Source organism: Streptomyces sp. NPDC096046, assembly GCF_040303285.1.
Taxonomy (GTDB): Bacteria; Actinomycetota; Actinomycetes; order Streptomycetales; family Streptomycetaceae; genus Streptomyces.
In genome coordinates this window covers 21,374-42,537 of sequence record NZ_JBEOSZ010000043.1, presented here as the reverse complement: position 1 = coordinate 42,537, position 21,164 = coordinate 21,374, and the positions used below count along the sequence as shown (strand labels likewise).

9 protein-coding genes and 1 pseudogene are annotated in these 21,164 nt (G+C 66.6%); 9 read left to right on the top strand and 1 reads right to left on the bottom strand.

Annotated elements, in window-relative coordinates; all coding sequences use genetic code 11:
* Positions 1-239 precede the first annotated feature (239 nt).
* The 9 genes and pseudogenes from dpdE to ABTX62_RS29130 all read left to right on the top strand — a co-directional run.
* Positions 240-3,644 carry a protein DpdE gene (gene dpdE, locus ABTX62_RS29170; protein ID WP_352118972.1) on the top strand — a complete coding sequence of 1,135 codons (3,405 nt, stop codon included), beginning with the start codon at positions 240-242 and terminating at the stop codon, positions 3,642-3,644.
* A complete protein-coding gene (dpdF, locus tag ABTX62_RS29165; protein ID WP_352118971.1) occupies positions 3,641-6,247 on the top strand; it encodes a protein DpdF in 2,607 nt (868 codons plus the stop codon). Before dpdE ends, dpdF begins: the two co-directional genes overlap by 4 nt.
* The gene (dpdG, locus tag ABTX62_RS29160; RefSeq protein ID WP_352118970.1) at positions 6,247-7,170 is read left to right on the top strand and encodes a protein DpdG; all 924 of its coding nucleotides are present in this window, start codon (positions 6,247-6,249) and stop codon (positions 7,168-7,170) included. Before dpdF ends, dpdG begins: the two co-directional genes overlap by 1 nt.
* Positions 7,167-10,238 carry a protein DpdH gene (dpdH, locus tag ABTX62_RS29155; RefSeq protein WP_352118969.1) on the top strand — a complete coding sequence of 1,024 codons (3,072 nt, stop codon included), beginning with the start codon at positions 7,167-7,169 and terminating at the stop codon, positions 10,236-10,238. Before dpdG ends, dpdH begins: the two co-directional genes overlap by 4 nt.
* Entirely contained in the window at positions 10,235-10,945 is a 711-nt protein-coding gene (locus ABTX62_RS29150) for a hypothetical protein (protein WP_352118968.1), read from the top strand. Before dpdH ends, ABTX62_RS29150 begins: the two co-directional genes overlap by 4 nt.
* Positions 10,942-15,423, top strand: coding sequence for a protein DpdJ (gene dpdJ / locus ABTX62_RS29145; protein ID WP_352118967.1), 4,482 nt, complete (start codon positions 10,942-10,944; stop codon positions 15,421-15,423). The genes ABTX62_RS29150 and dpdJ overlap by 4 nt, the downstream gene beginning before the upstream one ends.
* Positions 15,420-15,932, top strand: coding sequence for a phospholipase D-like domain-containing protein DpdK (gene dpdK, locus ABTX62_RS29140; protein WP_042176375.1), 513 nt, complete (start codon positions 15,420-15,422; stop codon positions 15,930-15,932). The genes dpdJ and dpdK overlap by 4 nt, the downstream gene beginning before the upstream one ends.
* Positions 15,929-18,148 (top strand): protein DpdD, encoded by a 2,220-nt coding sequence (gene dpdD / locus ABTX62_RS29135; RefSeq protein ID WP_352118966.1) that lies wholly within the window; start codon positions 15,929-15,931, stop codon positions 18,146-18,148. The genes dpdK and dpdD overlap by 4 nt, the downstream gene beginning before the upstream one ends.
* Before the next feature lie 31 nt (positions 18,149-18,179).
* Positions 18,180-18,338, top strand: a pseudogene (locus ABTX62_RS29130) (IS5/IS1182 family transposase); the annotation flags it as partial.
* Between the two features lie 973 nt (positions 18,339-19,311).
* Here the strand turns inward: ABTX62_RS29130 and ABTX62_RS29125 are convergent.
* The gene (locus ABTX62_RS29125; RefSeq protein ID WP_352119000.1) at positions 19,312-20,952 is read right to left on the bottom strand and encodes an IclR family transcriptional regulator domain-containing protein; all 1,641 of its coding nucleotides are present in this window, start codon (positions 20,950-20,952) and stop codon (positions 19,312-19,314) included.
* Between the last annotated feature and the right edge of the window lie 212 nt (positions 20,953-21,164).

Below are 21,164 nucleotides of genomic sequence, written 5' to 3'. Positions count from 1 at the left end.
GCACCACGTGGGCGCCCCGCTCCGCACGGGCGCGCAACTGCCTGCCGTTGCCTCCACCCAGCGCGTGCGTCAGGACCTGCGCGTGCGCACTCCACGGCCGTCCCGGCAGCCCGGCAGAATGGCGCCGGGTCGCCTGCGCCGTCCTAACCTGCCGACGGCGCCTGCCTGCGCTGCTCTTTCGGAGTGTGCCTGTGACGGATGATGCTGTCGTGTGTCCCCGGTGCGGCGCCAAAATGGTCATGCAATTCGCATCGCGGGGACCTAACGCAGGCAACTGCTTCTGGGGCTGTTCACGGTTCCCGCAATGCCGTGGATCACGGACCATCGACGGCGGCGCGGGCAAGGCGGCGTCGGCACGGCCCCGCACAGCGAAGGCGAGCCGTCCGGCGCGCAGCAGCGACACCTCCCGCGGTCTGTCGCTGCGCCGGGGCGACCTGCTCGTATCCAGCGCCAACACGCTCGGGGCAGGCAAACTCGTAGGCAAGGACGGCGATGGCCTGATCCTTGAGTACTTCGACACCCCAGGACAGCCTCCGGACGAGCGCCGTCGTCACACCGTCCCCAGGAAGGGCCTTAAGCGGTTCACGCTGGCACCCGAGACGCGGGTGTTCTGGTCAACGGGTGCCGCATGGCGCTCCGGGCGCGTCATCGAGGCCACAGCCCACCGGGACATCCACGTGCGGGCGCGCAACTGGGAGGGATACCTTGCCGAAGAGGACCTGTATGTCCGCTGGGACCAGCCGCTGACCGACCCCGTCGGCTTTGCCGGCGCCGGACTGCTGGAATCGCCTCTGCTGGCCGACATGAGGCGCCCCTTCCTGCAGAGCACCCTGACGCAGCGTTCGGCGGCCCATGGCATGCGCGGCGCCCTCTCGAGCGGTATCGAGTTGTACGAGCACCAGGTCGAGACCGTGTGGCGCGTGCTGCAGGACCCAGTGCAGCGCTACCTCCTGGCCGATGAGGTAGGTCTCGGCAAGACGATCGAGGCCGGCCTTGTCGTGCGGGAACTCCTGCTGGACCAGCCCGACCTCACCGTGCAGCTGATTCTCCCGCCGTTCCTCGTGGAGCAATGGCGCCGCGAACTGGCGGGCAAGTTCCGCACCGGTGACTTCCCGGGCGCCCGCATCATGTACTCCCGCGACGACGCACCCGACACATGGGTACCGGCTGATCTCGTCGTGGTCGATGAGGCGCACCATCTGGCCCGCCTGGCGCACAGCGAGCAGCCCGAACTGTCCAGCCGCTACACGCGCCTTGCCGAGGTTGCCACCGCCAGCCCGCGCTTGCTGCTGCTGTCGGCGACGCCCGCGCTGCACAACGAACGTGCCTTCCTGGCCATGCTCAAACTGCTCGACCCGGCCGTGTACCGGGACACGACGGCCGAAGACCTGCGACGGCGCATTGAGGCGCGTTCCGCGCTGGGCCGGCTGTTCCTTGGACTGCAGCCCCACTTTCCTGGCGTGCTGCTGAACAAGCGCCTCACGGAGATCGGCGCCGCGTTCCCTGAAGACGCTGAAGTCGCCGCCTTGATCGGTGAGGTCAGGCAGGCAGTCGCAGGACCGGACCGGCATGCGCTGGCCGTTGCGATCGGCGCGCTGCGCACCTACGTGTCCGAGGTGTATCGGGTCCACCGCCGGATGCTGCGCACCCGTCGTACCGCTGCGCTGCACGAGTCGTACCGGGTCACCGGGCGTCTGCGCCCCCAGCAGGTGGTTCTTCCCTCGTCCGCTTTTGCCGGCCTTGCCCCCCTTTTGGATAACTGGCGCCAGGAGGCTCTTGCTGCTTGTGAGTTCGACGAAGAGGCCCGCCACGAGGCAGCGTCGGCCTTCGCGACGGCCGTGGCATTGTCCTTGGACCCGGACGCCCTGTGCGCGTGGGCCCAGTCCCGAGTGGCCGCCACGCCGGGCGAGCAGGACGCGCTCGACCGCATCGAGAGTGACCTGCGCTTCATCAGCCGCCGCCGCGACATGGCACGCCCGCTGGCCGATGCACTGACCTACCTGTTCAAAGCACGTGAGCGGGTGGTCGTCTTCTGCCCGACCTCGCAGTTGGCAGGGGAGTTGGCCGGCGCGTTCAAGGAAGTGCTTCCCGGGGCTGTCTACCAGCACCTGGCGAGCGACTCGCCCGCAGCCTCCGAGCAGGCAGTGCGGGATTTCGAGCAGAGCCGGACGGCGGCCGTCCTCGTTGCCGACCACTCAGCGGAAGAAGGACGCAACCTCCAGTTCGCCGATCTCCTCATCCACGTGGGCCTGCCGCCCAGGGCAAACCGCCTCGAGCAGCGTATCGGCCGGTGCGACCGCTGGGACGCCCGTCGCGAAGGCGGCGCCTGGCGCTCCTGCTGGGTGGCCGAGACGACCGACGCGCAGTCGTTTGCCGCAGCGTGGATGCAGATCCTCAGCGAAGGGTTCGCCATCTTCGACACGTCGATAGCCAGCCTGCAGCATGCGGTGGACGCCGCCACAGACGCCGCCTGGGACCTGCTGTTCGAGCACGGTGCCGATGCCGCACCCGACGCCATCCGCATGGTCCGCACCATGCTCGAGGACGAGGTCAAGCGCGTACAGGAACAGGACGCCCTGGACAGCATCGAAGCACCCGCTGACGAGCGCTCGGTGTACGGACGGATGATGGCATCGGAGAGCCAGGCAGCCTCGTTCGCCGACGTCACCGATGCACTGCTGTCCTCGCGGCGGGCGGCCGGAAACCTGCGGTTCGCCCCCGTAGGCGACCCCGCCCATGCGATCGGCAGCTACGAACCCGTCAGCCGGCTGGCAGCCGGACGCGTCCAGATGCCGCTGGTATCCGCAGCGCGACTGCAGCGCGACTTCGTGCCGCTCGCAGGACACCGCGGCACCTTCGTGCGCAAAGTGGCCGTCGAGCACGAAGACGTCCGCCTCTACCGCTACGGCGATCAGTTCATCGATGCCGTGTCCGACTTCCTGTGGAACGACGACCGGGGGAGAGCCTTCGGCATGTGGCGGTGGATCCCCACCTGGCCCTACGCAGAGCGCCTTGCCTACCGCTTCGACTACGCCATCGAAGCGCAGCCGCTGCAGGCCAGCCCGGAAAGCGACCTGCTCGACCAACTTGCTGCAGCCTGGACCAGCGACCTGGTGGACTTGCCGTCGCTGCGACGCCGCGCCGACGCGCTCTTCCCGCCGCTCATTGCGACCGTGTGGACCGACGCAGATGGCACACCCATCACCGACGGGCGCCACCTCGACGCCCTGCAGGCGCGCTATGCCAAGCCGACGCCCGCAGAGCCCGGAGGCGACTACGCACTCAACTCAGAGCGCATCGAACACGCATACGAACTCATTCCGGCCGAACAATGGGGGCCGCGCTGGCGTGCTGCTGAGCACAGGGCTCAGCGCCTGGTCCACAGCGACGACGCCGCAAGTGAGACCCGCACACGGGCCCTGGCCCTCGCCGAGACCGACGTAGTCACCCGACTGCGGCAGCTGAGATTGCGTGCCGCGCGGTCAGAGGGAAACGAGCGCGCTGAACTGGAGGAAGAAGTGGAGACGGAGGCGCTGGCGGGCCAAGCGCTGATGACAGCCCTCCAAACACCTTCGCTCCGCCTAGACAGCACCGGTGTGGTCGTGGTCTCGGGCCGCAGCCTGGAGCAGGACGGTTGCGCGTGACCGCTCAACTCGACATCGTTCAGCGCCTTGTCCTGGGAAAGGGGGCATCGGCAGATCAGCTCACCGGCCCCCACCGGCGGTTCGCCGATGCCTGGCGCTCCGGCCTTGCCGGGCCCGCCCTCAGCGGCGACATCGCCGCTCTCCTGGCTCAGATGCTTCGCCATCAAGCGGGCGTGACAGGGCAGCACCATCACGAACTGGAGATCAACCTCCACGCACGCGGAATCGAACTGCAGGCACTCGAGCAAGCACACCTGCGTGTCGAACGGTTCGGAGCCACACGGCACACTGTGCGACTCGGTGATGCCTGGGCGCCTGGCTGGCTCCACGGCGACCCCCGCTGGATCGATCTCGCCTGCGCAAGCCCCGGGCCGTTCGTAGGCACCGACAACACGACGGTGGAGACCAGCGCTCGCCCGAACAGCCCGGTGCCAGTCGATCCAGCCCTGCACGCGATCGCTCCCGACATCGGCCACTACCGCTCACGCAGCCAAGCCAGCGCAGTTCGCACCGCCTGCTTGGCAGATCCGGCCTCCACCCTGCATGTCGTCCTGCCCACCGGCACGGGCAAATCTCTCGTCGGCCTGGCCCCTGGGCTGCTTCGTGCACGCGGAACCACCATCGTGGTGCTGCCCACCATCGCCTTGGCGCTCGACCAGGAACGCCACCTGCACAAGCGATTCCCGACGTCCGTGCTCCCTCGCGAATTGGCCTATCACAGTGACCGCGTCAGCGAGGAACGCGCAGTCATCAAAGAACGCCTGCGCGAGGGAACGCAGCGGATCCTCCTCACTTCCCCCGAAGCCCTCGTACGCGGATTCACCGCGACGCTGCGCACCCTTGCAGCGTCCGGCCAACTCACCAACCTGGTCATCGACGAGGCGCACCTGGTACGCCTGTGGGGCTTGAGCTTTCGTCCGGAGTTCCAGATCGTCGCCTCGCTTGTGGGAGAACTGCGAGAACTCGCCACCGGGGCCGGGCACCCCCCGCCACGCGTCACACTTCTGTCCGCAACGCTGTCAGCGCCCAGCCTCCAACTCAACGATCAACTCTTCGCAGGCAGCGCCGAGTCACTGTTCGTCGGGTCGACCTTCCTGCGCTCCGAACTGCGGTACTTGCTGGGCACTACCACGTCCCCCGGCGCCCGGATGGAACGCCTTGTCGAAGCGATGCACCACCTTCCGCGGCCGGCGATCATCTACACCACCAAGAAGGAGCCCGCCAGGACCATCGCTGAGCGTCTGCGGGCCGCCGGGTTTGCACGCACCGCCGTTTTCCACGGAGGCCTCGGTTCTGCCGAGCGTCTTGGCATCATGCGTGGATGGTCCGGCGACGACGGGCCGACAACGACCGACATCGTGGTCGGCACCAGCGCTTTCGGTCTGGGGGTGGACCAGAGCGACGTCCGTACCGTGGTACATGCGTGCGTCCCTGCTTCAGTCGACCGCTTCTACCAAGAAGTCGGTCGCGGGGGACGCGACGGCCACGCGGCGCTGTCAGTCTGGCTTCCCGCCATGCCTGACGCGGCCGAAGGCCAGCGAGTCGAAAACGCGACCGTGATCGGGGACGTCAAGGCGTGGAACCGATGGGAAGCCATGCGGGATCAGGACCTGTCCCCGAAGGAGCCGGGTAACGGCCTGGTCCTGGACACCACGGTTGTACCCGAGCACGGCGAAGAGCCCTCGGACGCCAACCAACTGTGGAACCGCAACACGCTCGTCCTGATGGAACGCGCCAACCTCATCACCATCGAGAGGCTGGACCCCCCGGTGGTCGAACGCATCCCCGGCGAGCCCGAGCAGGCGTGGCAAGCACGGTTCAACAAGGAGTGGGCTGCCTTCGTAAGCCACGTTCCGGTACGTCTCAGACCGCACGTGGCCAACCTGGACCAGGAGACCCTTGAGGCTGCCCTGCAGCGGACCCGCACGGAGATCAAAAACGCCGAAGCCGCCTCAACGGCGCGCATCACCCGCCTGCTGGCAAGAAGAGAATGCTGGGGACGCGTACTGAGCGAGGAGTACACCTACATGGGCATAGGCACGATGAGGGCTAGCCAGAACGTGGCGCCCGCGTGCTCCGGATGCCCGGCAGAGGGGCACGTGCACGAGCGCATCTTGCACACCGCGCGTCCGCTCGTCGGAGAAGCGCTCATGCCCGATCTCGGCAGAAGCCCCAGCGCAGCCCTGGCGAACCTGGCCGCCGGTCACCGCAACATTGTGGTCACTTACCCCAGCGGACGCCTCAGAAATGCCCTGAGCAACCTCATCCAGTCATGCGTCACCAACGGCGTACGCGGCATCGTCGCCCCCGCCGCGCTGTTTGGGCTCCCGGCCATCCGTACGGCCTCGCGGTTCGCCGACGAGGGCATGGTTGCCGTGGACCCCCTGCGTACCGGCGGGGTACCTGCACGCCTCTCTGTGCCGAGCCTGATCCTGATGGACCATGGGCAGACGCCGCCCCTCTCATGGCTCGCCCCCACCAGCGGACCGCTGCGCGTCGTGGTCGTCCCGGAAGACATGCCCGACCCGGCCTATCCAGATGCCCTCATCAAGAGCATCCGCAGCCCTCACTGGACCATTGACGACTTCCTCAGGAGACTCTGATGGCTGTCCTGAACCCACCGCGAAGCCTCCCGGCGCTTGGCCGCTCCATCATCAACTTCCTCACCGGATCCCGACGGGCCTGGACCGAGGAAGAGTTGATCGAGGCGTTCAGACCGCCAGGCCTGAACGAGGCCATCTCCTCCGCTGAAGGGGTCGCGGACACCCTGTACACCTTCCGGGCGATCGGGATGCTCTGCAGTGACACGGCCGGTGTGATCACCGTGAGCGACACCGTCGCTGCCAGGGGAGGCACCCTGTCGCCGATAGTGTTCCGCCGGGCACTTCAAAAGCATGCCCTCGATCTGGACCGCGACGGTGACCCGTGGCAGACCGGCCCGGGAGAGAGCCTCACCGGCGGGGCGCGTGATCTGCTGAGAGCGATGTCGTGGTTCCTTGCGCAGGATGCGCTCGGGCGTCCCCTGTCGTGGACCAGCGGCGTTCAGGCCCTCCAGCACGCGCAGTTCCCGGACCCGGACAATGACACCTGGGCCATCACCAACGACACCCGTTGGGGTCCCGTCGCCCGATGGGGACAGGCACTTGGCCTCGCGGCGCCCTCGCTCGTACAGGCCAGATCGGGATTTGTGCCCCTCCCCGTCGTGGCGATCAACGATGTCTTGGACGAACTGCCTGCCGGACAGGTGCCCATTGGCGACTTCCTGGGCCAGTTGGCGGCCAAACTGCCTGTGCTGCACGGCGGTCTCGTCCGCGCCTCCCTTGTGGCGTACCTTCCCGACGGAGACCCCGACCCGGGCATCGCACAAGACTGCGCCGACAGTTCGGTAGGCCAGGCACTGCGCATTTTGCAGGACCGCGGCCGGCTCGTCTTCGACACCCTGCCGGACGCCGACGGCATCCGGCTGTCGCGATTCGACAGCCAACGCCAAACGCACGTCACCCTGGTTCAAGGAGGAAAGCGATGACCTGGCGGGGCACTCTTCCTGCAGCATGCTGGGAGGCCCGTGAGGCCCCTGCCATCATTCCGGTCGAGGCAGAGAGCACCTCTGACGGGGTCTTCCTCGCCACGCACACTTCGATCCCGATCCTCCTGCGCCACCAGGTGGACAGCGCCATCGGCGGCACCATCGTCGACGAACACAACCTGCGGCGCGCCGTCGAGGAACTGCCGGCGGACCAGCCCATCATCCCCATCCTCGGGAAGTCGGGCACAGGCAAGTCGCACCTGATCCGCTGGCTTCGCATCAACCTGAAGCCCAACGACGCGACCCGGCTGATCTTTGTCCCCAAACACCGCATGTCGCTGCGAGGGATCCTCGAACTCATCCTGGAACACGCCACCAGCGAACGCGCCGCGGAGTTGCGCGCGAAGGTCGCCGCTGCTTCGGACGCTGCCGCAGACGAAACAACAGCACAGCTCCGCCTGCGCAACGAGTTGGCTGTCCTGGTCGAGACCCGCGGAGCAGACAAAGACGGCACACCCGAGGAGAACGATCTCCGCGCCTTCCTTGCCTCCGCGGAGGGCCTGCCCGCACTGCTGGGCGACCCCGTCTTTCGCAGGCGATTGCTCGCCGACAACGGTCCCATCGCGCGTCTGGTCCGGGAAAAGCTCTCCGGCAAGGGCTCGGAGGACAAGGAGGACGCGTTCGGTTTCACCGCGGCAGACCTGGACCTTTCGGTCGACGATGTCAGTAAGGCCGGCGCCGACGCTGCAAGCGTCGCCAGCGCACTCGCCAGCGATGCCCCCCTGCGGGACCTGGCAGCGAAGATGCTCAACGAGCAACTCGGACCGGCGGTCAGCGAGGTCTTCGGAATTGGGGGAGACGACCTCAAGCAACTCCTCGTCGAACTACGCCTCGACCTGTACAGGCAGGGACTGGAACTCCTCCTCCTGATCGAGGACTTCTCGATCTTCCAAGGCATCCAGGGCGGCCTCATCGACGCAATGACCCTACTGCCCACCGAGACGCTCGCCCTGTGCCCGATGCGTGTTGTCATGGCCGTCACCACTGGTTACTTCGTCAACCAGATGCCGGAGACGGTGTACACGCGGACCTACAAGGTCTTCGATCTCGAACTTCCCGCGGACAAGACGGCCCCGTTCGACCCCGCACGGTTCGCCGCCCGGTACCTCAACGCGGTACGCGTCGGCTCCCAGGAGATCGACAAGCATCGCACGCACGAACGCCCGGAGCCCAACCACTGTCTGCAATGCCCCGTCCGAGACAAGTGCCACCAGGCGTTCGGGGAGGTTGAAGGCGTCGGCCTGTTCCCATTCAGCAGGACAGCACTCGACCGGGCCATCCGCAGCCAGTCTAAAGGCGATGCCTTTGTCGCCCGCGACGTGCTGACCCGCGTCATACGCCCCGTCCTCCACCGCGACCAGACCGAACTCGACGAAGGCCGCTTTCCCAGCACCGGATTCGAGAACGACTTCCACACCGGTGCGCTGGACATCCTCGACAACGTCGAGGACCAGGTCCGGCTGCGCACGCCAGGTGACCCCGCGCTCTCCGAGCGCCGCGTCCGGATGGTCCGCTTCTGGGGGCCGGGCCACGGACCGCAGAACCTTCACCCGACGATCCACGAAGCATTCGCTATCCCGCCCCTGCCTGACCTCATCACCGAGCAGCAGACCCTCCCGCATCAGCCGTCAGGGCAGGAGCCCGTCCGGCCCTTGGACAATACGCAGCCACCCCGTGTGGTGGACCTGCCGACGCCGCCCCCGCTCACGCCGCCACCCCCGCGTCCGTCCCCGGCGGCTTCGAAGCCGCCCCTGGTCCAGGCGGTCGACGAGTGGCACAACAGCGGCAAGCTTCTTCAGAGCCACCGCAACGATCTCCGGAAGATCGTGCACACCGCCGTCGTCGGCTGTCTGGGGCTCGAAGACGGATACGGAGGCGACAGCGGAGACTGGACCAAGGCGAGGGCGGAACTCGCGCCGAGCTTTGATGCCAACACTTCGATCGCACTGGACGGCAGTGCCCTGCAGACCGCGCTGATCTCGATCGACCACCGCAACGTGGAGGACGTCCGCGTTCTTCGTGCCCTCGCCTGGGTGAACGCAAAAGGGTCCTGGGAGGACGTGCCGCAAGGAGACGCGCTGCAGAGCCTGTGCGTGAACAGGGTCCAGGAATGGGCGGACAGCGTGTCCGCTTTCCTCCTTCCTTCGGAAGGTGACGACGCCGAACTGGGCCGACTCGCGCACGCTCTTCTGTCCGTCAGTAAGGCCCTGGGGATCTCAGACTCGTATAAGAGCGACGCAATCAGCCGGGTCAAGGCGCTCTTCGCCAGCCCGCCGAAGTTGGCTGATCCCGTGCAACGGCCCCACATGCGACGACTGCAAGACCGCTTCGTCGACCCGAAAGCGGATCGCAACACCCTTCAGCGGCGACTGCTCCGCTTGACGTCCTACCGCCAGGGCACCGGCAAGCCGCTGGCCATTGACCTGCCCCGCCTTGTGCGCGCAATGCGCGACGACGCGGCTGAGGCGCCCTGGCCCGAGCACGTCCCCGAGCAGATCAGAAAAGCGGCGGACGACATCGAGAAGCGAACCACCACGTTGGATCCGATGCTCAACGAAACGCGACGGCTGGTACCCAACGTGAGCGATCTCGGCGGTGACGTCGCCCAGGTGGCCCATGCCCTCAACACCCTGCTCTCCGACCTGGCGGCGCTTGGCCAGTCAGCCAACTCGATCAACCTGCCCGCCCTCCACGACGCGGCGAAGGCGGTGAAACCCAGTGATCTGAAGAAGGTGACAGACCTGACTGAGGGCCTCAACGGCTGGCCCACCCTCACCGCCGATCAGCGCCTGCGCCTGATGACCCAGGACGAAAGGCCGGCCCTGCGCATTCGAGCCTGGCTCGAGCCTGCATTGGAAGCCGTGAACGCACTGGAGCAAAAGCTCCAGGCCGGACCCGCCTCGGAGGCTCAGCGCGAGTACGACGAGACCCTCCAGCGGCTCGTGGCCGGGCTGGATACCTTGAGCCGTGAGGTCATGGACGTGGCCGGATGCGAGGGAGGCGCATGACGCTCATCGAACAAGTTCAGCGTCTGCGTGTAGCAGCGGTCGCTGCCCACGACGAGAACAAGATCAACCGCCGCACCGGCGAGTTGGCCGAGTTGGCCGAGAGGGTCGAGACGCTCATCGAGACGATGCAGCGCCTCAGCCGAGGCGTCGCCGAACTGCGCGCAGCCCATGCCCCTTTCGACGCAGACCTCGGTCCGCAGGCCGCCCAACTGGCCGCAGACCTGCACGTGCTCGCCGAAACGCTCCCCAGCCAGGACGCCGATACCCCACCGCAAGCACTGAAGGCGCAGATCAAGGCGGCCGATGGCTTCGTCAAGGGCCTTCGCGGGAGCGTTGAGCAGGCATGGACTGCTGAACGTAACCGCGAAGTACCGGTGATCAATGAGGATCTCGTCGCTACGCTGAACAAGAGCGGGATCGACGTGGAAGAGATCCGCATCAAGATCGAGAAGGCGCATGGCGTGCTCAACGTCCTGAAAAACCGCGCCGTCCCCGAGTTGGGCGACGTCGCAAGGCTGGCCGCGGCGCTGGAGAGCCTCCACGCATGCGGCCAGCAGATCTCCGAACTCGTTGACCCGGTCCTCGCCCGAGTGATCACGGGCGCTCAGGAAGCCACCGGGACGCCCCTGAACTCCTTCACCCCCGAAGTCCTTGCCGGGCTGTCGAGGCTGGGAATCCTGGACCGCTTCTGGGTGAGGCTGCGATGACTCCTGAGACCGAGAGTGAAATCCTCGACGTCCTCGAAGCACACGAGGACCCCCTGCTGTCCTGGGGCGTTGTCGACGGCGGATTCACCGACGACGAACTGCACACCCACGTCGATGACGTTCTCATCAAGCGCGCCGAACTGGACACCGCACAGGAGGCAATCGAGGCCCTCGAGGACAAGGGTCTGATCATCCGCGATGATGCGGTCTCGCCGTCGCAGTGGCGTACCCGCAACGGCGAGACGCTGCGTCTGCTGGCCCGTCTGCGCCAAATCTTCCCCTCCAACGACCCCACGGCCTGGCGCCAAGGTACCGCTCTCGTCTCGGACTTCCGCTACGCCCGGCGCGCCCGCGCCTACCCGCGGCGCGATCAGCCCAGACACGCCGTCATCGACGGCACCGATGCGCTCCACGACCTCTACCGCCAGGTCATCGATGCCATGACGCGGAAAGGGCCCAAACACGCCGACCTCAGCGGGTTCCAGGTTCGTGCCAGCCGCCAGATCTTCACGGCCCTGCAGTCCAACATCACCACCGCCACAGTCGTCGGCGCCGGCACCGGAAGCGGCAAGACACTCGCTTTCTACCTGCCGGCCTTCGCTTACCTGACGGGACTCCAGGACGCGTCGGCATGGACACGTGCGCTCGCCGTCTACCCGCGCAACGAACTCCTCAAGGACCAACTCAACACAGCTTTCGCGCACGCCCGGCGACTCGACCACCTGTGGACGAAGACCAACGGCCGGCCCATGACCATCGGGGTGCTCAACAAGGACACCCCGACCAGCACGAAAAGTCTGACGGCCCCCTATTCCACGTGGATAAAACGGGCCGAAGGCTTTCAGTGCCCTCACTTCACCTGCCCCGGAAACGGATACACCGTGTGCGGGGGCGCACTGTTCTGGTCCGAGCAGGACGCCAGGGCCAGAACGGAACGCTTGACCTGCGGCACCTGCTCGCGCGTGTTCGACGACTCCATGCTGGTCCTGACCCGGCATCGGATGAGCCAGCGGCCTCCGGACGTGCTGTTCACCACCACCGAAATGCTCAACCGCGGTCTGTCCGACCTATCGCTGGGCAAACTGCTCGGTGTCGGCGCGGCCAAGAAACCGCGCCTGATGCTGCTCGACGAGATCCACACCTACAGCGGCACCACCGGCGCCCAGGCAGCCCTCGTCCTGCGGCGCTGGCACCACTCTCTGCGCAGTCCGGTCACCTTCGTCGGCCTGTCCGCGACGCTGTCGAACGCCGTTCGCCACATGGCCGATCTGACGGGCGTTGACGATGAACTCGTCACCAACATCGAACCGGACGCAGACGAGATGGACTACGAGGGCGCCGAATACATGGTCGCAGTGCGCAGCGACCCGACCAGCGGCGCCTCCGTGCTGTCCACCACCATCCAGACAGCAATGCTTCTCCCGCGCGTCCTCGACCACCCGGCACAGCGCACATCCCAAGGACTTCTGGGCACCAAGGCGTTCGTCTTCACCGACGACCTCGACGTCACCAACCGGCTCTTCTTCTACCTCCTCGACGCGGAAGGCCAGCGCTACCGCGCCCCACGTACCCAGCAGTTCAAAGACCCCCTGGCATCCCTGCGACGTCCCGGGCAAGACAACCTCACCGACCAGCGGCGCGCAGGCCAGGTCTGGGACCTGCCAGTGAAACTGGGCCACGCACTCGACCGCCCAGGCCTCAACGTGAGCCGGACTACCTCACAAGACGCAGGAGTCGACACCGCGTCCCAACTCGTCGTCGCCACCGCCTCGCTCGAGGTCGGCTTCGACGATCCAGATGTCGGTGCCGTGCTGCAGCACAAGGCGCCCCGCGGCGTCGCCGCGTTCCTGCAGCGCAAGGGCCGAGCCGGCCGAAGCCGCCGCATGCGCCCGTACACCGTCGTTGTGCTCTCCGACTACGGTCGCGACCGTGCCACCTACGAGGCCTGGGACGCGCTGTTCGATCCCGTCCTGCCCGAACTGGTTCTTCCCATCCGCAACCGCGCGGTCCTGCGCATTCAAGCCACTTTGGCAATGCTTGACTGGCTGGCAGATCAACTGCAGCCCGTTCACCGGTACGCAAAGCTGTGGCGTGACTTGAAGGGTCTCGCCGATCCGGACTACCTGGAGAACCGCAAGGTCCAGCAGACAGCCGTCACCATCCTGCGTGACCTGCTGCGCGACCCCGGCCGCCAGCGCAGCCTCCGTCTGTGGATCGAAGGCGCACTCCAGGTGCCCGAGGAGTTGGCCGCCGAGATCCTGTGGCACCCCCCTCGCCCGCTCATCCTGGCGGCCGTGCCCACACTGGCCCGACGACTGGACAACGAGTGGGCCATCGCCGAGGACCACACGTACGCCACGGGCAAGGACACAATGGGCAAAAATCCGCTGCCCGACTTCTTCCCCGAGAACCTCTTTAGCGAACTCGCACTTCCCGAAGCGTACGTGGTCATCCCCCCCCAACAGTCGTGGGAAAAGGAACCTGAGCTGCAGGCGATGAGCCTGGCCCAGATGCTGCGCGAATACGCGCCCGGACGAGTGTCACGGCGCTTTGCCACCCGCAACCTCGAGCACCGGCACTGGATCCCCATTCCCTACGGGCAGCGCGAGACCGTCATGGACCTCGCCCCTGTCCTTCAGGCGCACCATCGGGAGGAGGCCGCCACCGTCGAAGTCGGCGGAGTCCCCACCCCCATCCCCATCGTCCGTCCCGACAGGGTGGAACTCCAACTCGCACCGCCAGAACTCAAGGATGCTTCCAACGCGGCCCTGCTCTGGCGATCCCAGTTCCTGGAGAGGGGCCTCGGCCTGGTCGCCCGCCTTCCCCTGTCGGACCCCATTGGCGGCCTCATTGATGAAGCACGCTTCTTCCTGCACGCTCAAAACGCCCACGTCGAGGTCCGCCGTCTTGCCGTCCAGAGCGAGGCCAGCCTGGTCTTCGCCCGTGGCGGCGAAGCCCGAGTCAAAGCACAGTTCTCGCTCGATGACGAGCGGATCGGTCTCGGAGCCACCTACGACGTGGACGGCCTACGCCTGACGATCACGGTGCCAGAGGTGATTGCACCACCCGGCGACATCGACCCAGCCCTGCGCAGCGCCTGGTTCCAGCACGTTCTGACGAACGACCCCGAACTACTGGAACAGATGAACAAGTTCCAGTTGGAATGGCTGCACCAGACCATCGAATGCATGCTGCTGATGTCCGCCGTGACCGACGGCACGCCGCTTCCCCACGCCTACCAGACGGTGCGGGAAACCTTCGCCGACCGGTTGACGGACACCCTGAGGGCAATGTTCCGCAGTTCGGACGTCGAGGAAAGCGAATCTGCCACACTCGGCCGAGTGGGTGAGCGACTGCGCCAACTCCTCGCCGACAAGGACATCGTCGCCCGCCTGGACCACCTGACGGATCAGGTCTGGAACCCTGATCCCGCGCAGTTCCAAGCCTGGCTGCGCCAGCGTGTCCTCGCCACGCTGGGACAGGCAACCCTGTGGGCCGCCCGGGAGATCTGTCCCGAGCACGACCCCGAAGGCATCATCGTCGACATAGAGCCCGGCTACGCCCTCGACGGCACATGGCGCCGCGGCCAGGTCTGGCTCACCGAAGCCTCGATCGGCGGTGGCGGCTTCATCGAAGCGCTGGCCACGCGCGTGCGCCCCGACCCGCGGCGGTTCCTACGGCTGATCATGAGAGCCGTCCAGCCCTCCACCAGCGAACTGGTCGACGCACACATGCGGCGGATCGTGCGCTACACCACCGAGCGCAGCGACTGGCTCGACCTCGTTGCTGAGTACCGCAGTTCGGCGACACAGGCAGACCGGGTGAAAAACCTTGACCGCATACGGGCGCAGTTGCGGGCCTCAGGCATCCACGGCGCGGAACAATCCGTCGTCTCGAGCCTGGCAAACCGCCTGCTCCGGCCCGGATCGACGGCACAGACGGACCAGGCACTACGCACCCTCGTCGACGAGTGGGAGATCCAAGAGCAACGTCTGGGCCTTGAAATCTCGCCGCGTACCTGGGCTTATCTGATGCGTCAGAGGCACGACTTGGACCCCGGACTGAACCTGTCGGCGAACTCCTCGGACCGCCAACGTATCGACGCCATCCAGAGCGCCCTCTGGCCACGCGGATGGGCCATACGCTCCGGAGCACTGCAGTCGTGGAACCCCTACTTCGACAATTTGCCGGCCGCACCCGATCTGCTCCGGGGGCTGTTCACGTCAACAGCCGACCTCATCAGCGTGACAGATCCCGACGCGGTCACCCTAGTGCGCACACGCCTGGCCCAACAGGGATCCGCCCAACTCATCGCACCCCCCGAGGACGTACCCGCCCTGGCAGGCATGCTGGTGGATCTGTCGATCCGCGCCATCGAAACGGACTTCCTCCAAGTCTTCCCACGAGTCGTCGAGATCGACCACCGCTCCGAGGGCAGCGTCGTGGTCACCCTCGAACTTGCCGAGGTGGCCGCATGAGAAGGATCATCACCGCCGGGGCCGGCGAGACTCGACAACTCACCGATCTGGTGCAGAACCTATTGGTGTCCGAGCTGCTGGCGCCGTCAAGTCGCTTGTGGGTACTGTCCCCGTGGATCTCCGACATTGTCGTCATCGACAATGCATCCGGACAGTTCAAGAGCGTGCTCCCCGCCTTGCCGGCCCGACCCATCCGGCTGACGGAAGTACTCATCGAACTCGCCCGCCGTGGCTCGGACGTCAGAGTGATCATGCGCGACGAGCCGCGCAACGTCGTCACAGGACAACGCCTCACCGACCTCGCCCCGGTGGGGCCACGGCCGACCCTGCTCATCCGGAACACACTGCACGACAAGGGCATGGTGAGCGACCGATTCCATGTTCACGGCTCGATGAACTTCACCTTCTTCGGCCAGAGAGTGAACCAGGAAGGCGTCACCGTCGTATCCGACCCCGACCAGATCGCTCGCGCTTGGGTCGAATACCAGAACAGGTACCAATTGCCATGAGCGTCGACTTCAAGGAATTCTTCGGTCCAGGCAACGACATCACGCCCACACGGGTAGAACCGAACCTACAACTCATCCTCGAGAACTTCATGGCAGGCATCCAGCAGCGCCAGATCGGATTCCTGCCACGAAGTTCTCACGGCCGTCTGTGGTGGTACGGGTTCGCGCCCACCCCGCGCCAGCAGCGCGAGACACTCGCCATCCTCGACAGCTGGATCGGCCCCACTTTCAGCGACCTGCCCCGCCACCGTGGTGCCCTCAACCCGGCTGATCCGTTCGACGCCGCACTGGCAAAGGCACCTGTCAAGCCACTGCGCTTTGAGGTGCTGCCCCGCCCGACAGCGGATTCGGAGGATTGGAAACACGCGCGAGGCCAGGTACGCGACGCCCTGCTGGTTCTCAGCAAACTCCTCAACGGCCGGCCGCCCTCGGAGTTCGACGCCCCCCGAACCACCGTCGAGGTCCTCGACGACCTCGGACACGCCATCGCTGCCCGCGACCGTACTGTCGCCTTGGCCTGCCTGCGAGAACTTGAGGCGACCGCCGATCTCGACCAGCCGAACCTGGCCTTCCTGCGACTGCGACTGTTCGCTGGACTCGAGGATTGGAAGGCCGTTCTCGGGGACCGGGATCTCGACCACGTCCTCGCCATGCGTCGCCCCTTGAGCGTCACTCAAGTGATCCAGCAGGCGGTCTACGCCAGATGGTTCGCCTCGCACGACGCAGCAGGCGCAGAGAATGAACTACTCGGTGCTGTTGCCGCGCTCCCCGCGGCATTCCGGCCCCTGTTCTCGGGCACACCGATAACGAGTCGGGCGCAGGCTGTCGTGGAGTTCCTCATCGCGGTCGAAGAGGACGCGGGAGACGACACTCTCAACCGACTCCTCGACGAAGCCGGCACGGTCGAACCCGGCCTCCCCGCCCATCTGCGCAACGTGCTGCACCTGCACCGGGAACAAACCCCGCAGCCCACCACCCCGTCGGAGCCACCCGCCCCCCTGGACCAGCCCGGCGCCCCGAGCGAATCGCCCCTCGAGCGCGCGACCGGGATGATGGCCCGGGGCGAACTTCAGGCAGCCATCGAAGTCGTGCTGACACTCGAACCGAGCCTCCACGCGGCATACCTGCTCCTGACCTGTGCGCGCGACCTGCAGTCACCACAGCAAGCAGCATTGGTGCTTGAGTACGTCTCCACGCATCACCTGCATGGCTTGATCGGCGGAGCGAGTGCACGCCTGCGCGATGATCTTGCCTGGCTGGAGCAGTTCACCCAAGACGGCCCCCACGTGGATTGGCGCACCTGGCTGGACGCTCTGGAAGGCGACCATGGCAGCGCAGCACTGGCGGCCGGCCCCGAAATAACTGACGCCTGGACGCCACTGAGCAACAGTGCACTGACCGCATGGCTTCACGATGCATCCGACGAGGTACTCGGCAAACTCGGTGAGATCGGGGGCCAGTTCATGGCGGCGCACCGCGACATCTTCACTGAGGATGGAGCGGCCGAACTCAGCGAACGTGTCCTTGCCGGTCTCGCGCTGAGCGGCAAGAATTCGGCTGGCGTTCGGGTGCAGACCCAAGCCCTACTGGACTATCTGCTGTCTGCCAACCCCACATCCGAGGTGTTCGCCTCAGCGCTCGAGTGGACCGATCTCATCATCTCCGCGAACGTCTCAGCTGTAACGACGACGTGGGCGATCGACATACTGCAGACGGCGACAGCTACATCGGCAGCGGCAACGAGTCCCGCCACTGTTGATTTCTTCTACAAGATCACCAACACGGTAAGGCCGTTTAAGACGGCACTGGACCCAACCGACATTGAGGCCATCAAGCTCATAGCCGGCGAACTGGGAGTCGGCGCCCCGGAAGACTTGCTTGCCGAGCAAGTACAGGACACCGACCCTGGAGCGCCGTACCGCTACCTGCAGGACTCAAAGGTGGTGCTGTATTCCCTGACCGAGTCGGCCACCATCCGGGCGGCACAGGTACTGCGCATCCTGGTACCCAAGATCGACGTCGAGACGAGCGCCGAACACGACGGCAGCAGCAAACTTGCCGCACAGGCAGCGAACGCTGACGTCTTCGTCGTGGTGACAGCATCGGCGAAGCATGCCGCCACCGACTTCATTACTGCCAAGCGGGGAACGCGACCAGTCGTGCTCGTCAACTCTCGGGGCTCGTCTGCTATCTTGCGCGAACTCGCGGAAGGTTGAGTCAGTCGCACTCTTCGTCTGGAGGTAGGGACACAACGCCTCCAACCGTAAGGTCCGCGCCCGCGTCGAACACGCCTTCGCCCCGATCGAGACCTGGAAGATTCTTCGCGACTGCCGCCTGAAAGGAGAGGGAGTTCACCACGCCACGCATGGCCTCGTCCGCCTGCGCAACCTCGCCTTCGCCGGGTGATGCAAAAGCCAGCGGGTCACCCAGTGTGCGTCATGAATCATTTGCAGAGTAGGCCTTAGTGGAGAGAGATGGGGCCATCGGGAAGCCACCCCTCTACGTAGCCTGAGGCGAGGGGGACGACTCCCTCCGGCGAGACTTCCCGGTAACGGGACTTGAGTTCGCCGAGTCCCCACCTGGCATGTGTCCGAGAAGTTGCCTGAAGCGCATCAGACACGTCAGAACTGATCCTCACGATCAATACGTGTGAAATGGTGTGGCGGTCGTGCTCCCAACAGTTGGGATCCTGTGTTTCAAGGACTCCATAGACAGATCCGAAGCGGGGGTTGGTGATGCGAAGCCGTTCGGCGAGGTAGTGAGCGGCTCCGTCTCGAAAGTCGGTGCCGGGAGCGAGCCATAGTTGAGGGATAGTCCAGCCGCTGCAGCAACCGCCGCACAGCATTAGGCGGTCCTGGTCATCTAGGAGGAGCAGGCAGACGCGGCGGTCGATGGGCTGCTGTGGGTTGGAGTAAGTGGGCACACTGCAAGACTGCGCAGACAGCTATTCAAGTAGCAAGCTGTGTGCCCTCCTATGGGTGAGCCCCTCACCCCCAGAGCGCCAGGCATGGGCGGCCAGCTGGGGTCGCCCTGCTATCGCGGGCGTGCACAGGTTGCGGTGTATCACGCCTCGTTTTTGCCGAGTGCGACACGGGTCGTGAGCTGCAAAAACACGGCAGAAACGTTTGGGATTCAGCGCTGCAGCGTTTGGGGGCGTCGCATGGCATGAGGCCTGAGCTGCGACGACGGAATTTCCGACAGATCCCACGAAGGCAGTGGCAGCAAACGCAAGCAGCGATGTGCCCGTGGTCTGGGAGGACCACAGGCGTCAGCGTACCGGATGTGGGTGGGGCGGGTGTGGGGTCAGGTCGGGGATCCGGACCGGCTGGGCGGCGTGGGGGCGTCCGGCGACGCGGCCCGGTGCCGGAGGGGGCTGTGGTCAGGACATGGGGACGCGGGTGAAGCGGGCCGCTGTGTGGAGGTCCGTCTGGATGCGGCCGGCCGTCGCCGTCAGTTCGGGGAGGAGGTCCGTCACGCACTCCCGCGGCGTGCGGCGGCTCGCGTGCATCGCTGCGTTCAGGGCCGCCACCACCCGGCCCGACCGGTCGCGGATCGGGACGGCGATCGAGCGGAGGCCCTCTTCCAGTTCCTCGTCCACCAGGGCGTAGCCCTGTGAGCGGACCGAGGTCAGGACCATTTCCAGGGTCTGCTGTTCCGTGATCGTGGGCGGGGTGAAGGCCCGTAGGGGCTCCGGTCGGGGGGCGTCTTCGGGCGCGTCCGCCAGGAGGACCCTGCCCAAGGCCGTGGCGTGTGCCGGCAGACGTGTGCCCACGGTGATGTTCACGCTCATCACCCGGGCCGTCGCCACCCGGGCCGTGTACTGGATCTCCTCGCCGGAGTCCGACAGCACCGCCAGTGACGTCGACTCGTGGATGCGGGACGTCAGGTCGGCCAGGTGGGGCTGGGCGATCTCGGGGAGGGAGGTGCGGGACAGGGGCGGGAAGCCGAGGGAGAGGACCCGAGGGGTGAGGGTGAAGGTGCGGCCGGCCGGGGCCACCAGGTCCAGGTGCTCGTAGGTGATCAGGGCTCGGCGGGCCGTCGCCCGGGCCAGGCCCGTCGCCCGGGCCACCTCCGTGAGGGTCAGTTCCGGCCTGCCCTCGCCGAAGGCCGTGAGGACCGTCAGGCCCCGGGCCAGGGATTCGATGAACTCGCGGCCCAGTTGCTGCTTCGAGGCGCCCGTCCAGAGCGCCAGGTCCGAGGGGGGCGGGCCGGGTTCGGCGGGCGGGGTGCGGCGGAGCGCGCGCTCCATGTCCGCGACCGCTGACCGCAGCCTCGGCAGGAGGGCCGTCCTCAGGTGGTGCGCGGTGTGCCGGCTCGTGTGGCTGACCACGCTCGCCACGCACACGATCCGGCGGTCCGGGCCGGGAGCGCGGACGGGTACCGAGATCGCCACCAGGCCCGGCTCGATCAGCTGGTCGTCCACGGACCAGCCGCGGGCCGACGCCTCGGCCGTACGGTCGGCGAAGGTCTCGTCGTCCCGCGTGTCCGCCCCGTACCTGCGTGGCGGTACGGCCGTGAACGACAGGTCCCTCGGGTCGGCCGCCCTGCGGTCCCGCCAGCGCTGCCAGTCCGCGGCCGTCCACTCCGTCGCGAACAGCGGCCCGGGCGCGGTGCGTTCGGCGGGAAGGAGGTCGCCGATGCGGAAGCTGAGGGACATCGCGCGGCGGCGGGTCGCCTGATGGATGAAGCGGATGCCGTCGCGGTCGGCGACCGCGAGGGAGACCGACTCGTCCAGTTCGTCGGCCAGGGCGTCCGCGTGCGGGGAGAGCAGCGCGGGCAGGCGCAGGGCCGACATGTAGGCGTTGCCCAGTTCCATCAGACGGGGGGACAGGTGTACGTCCCTGCCGTCGAAGCGGACGTAGCCCATGCGGGCGAGAGTGGCCGTGATGCGGTCGACCGTGGAGCGGGCGAGGCCGGTGGCCCGTTCCAGGCCGCTCAGGCTCAGCGTGCCGTCCGCCTCCGTCAGTTCCCGCAGCACCGCGATGCCGCGGATGAGGGGAGTGACCGCCTCGGCGGGGATCTCCCTCTCTCGGGCGGTGCTCGCCGTGTGAGCGGCTGGCGCGCCCTTTCGCGTGGCTGGCGCGTCCTTCCGCGCGGCGGGCGCGGTGGCCTTCTCTGTCGGTGGTTCGTTCTCGGCCAACGGATCTTTCCCGGCCAATGGTTCTTTCCCGGCCAACGGTTCACTCTCGGTCGGCCGCTCTTTCTCTGTCGGCCGCTCCTTCTCGGTCGGCG

What these genes read in the sequence shown, in the direction of transcription:
- dpdE (WP_352118972.1), top strand. Translation starts at nt 240, where the DNA reads ATGCAATTCGCATCGCGGGGACCTAACGCAGGCAACTGCTTCTGGGGC.
- dpdG (WP_352118970.1), top strand. Translation starts at nt 6,247, where the DNA reads ATGGCTGTCCTGAACCCACCGCGAAGCCTCCCGGCGCTTGGCCGCTCC.
- dpdH (WP_352118969.1), top strand. Translation starts at nt 7,167, where the DNA reads ATGACCTGGCGGGGCACTCTTCCTGCAGCATGCTGGGAGGCCCGTGAG.
- dpdD (WP_352118966.1), top strand. Translation starts at nt 15,929, where the DNA reads ATGAGCGTCGACTTCAAGGAATTCTTCGGTCCAGGCAACGACATCACG.
- dpdK (WP_042176375.1), top strand. Translation starts at nt 15,420, where the DNA reads ATGAGAAGGATCATCACCGCCGGGGCCGGCGAGACTCGACAACTCACC.
- ABTX62_RS29150 (WP_352118968.1), top strand. Translation starts at nt 10,235, where the DNA reads ATGACGCTCATCGAACAAGTTCAGCGTCTGCGTGTAGCAGCGGTCGCT.
- dpdJ (WP_352118967.1), top strand. Translation starts at nt 10,942, where the DNA reads ATGACTCCTGAGACCGAGAGTGAAATCCTCGACGTCCTCGAAGCACAC.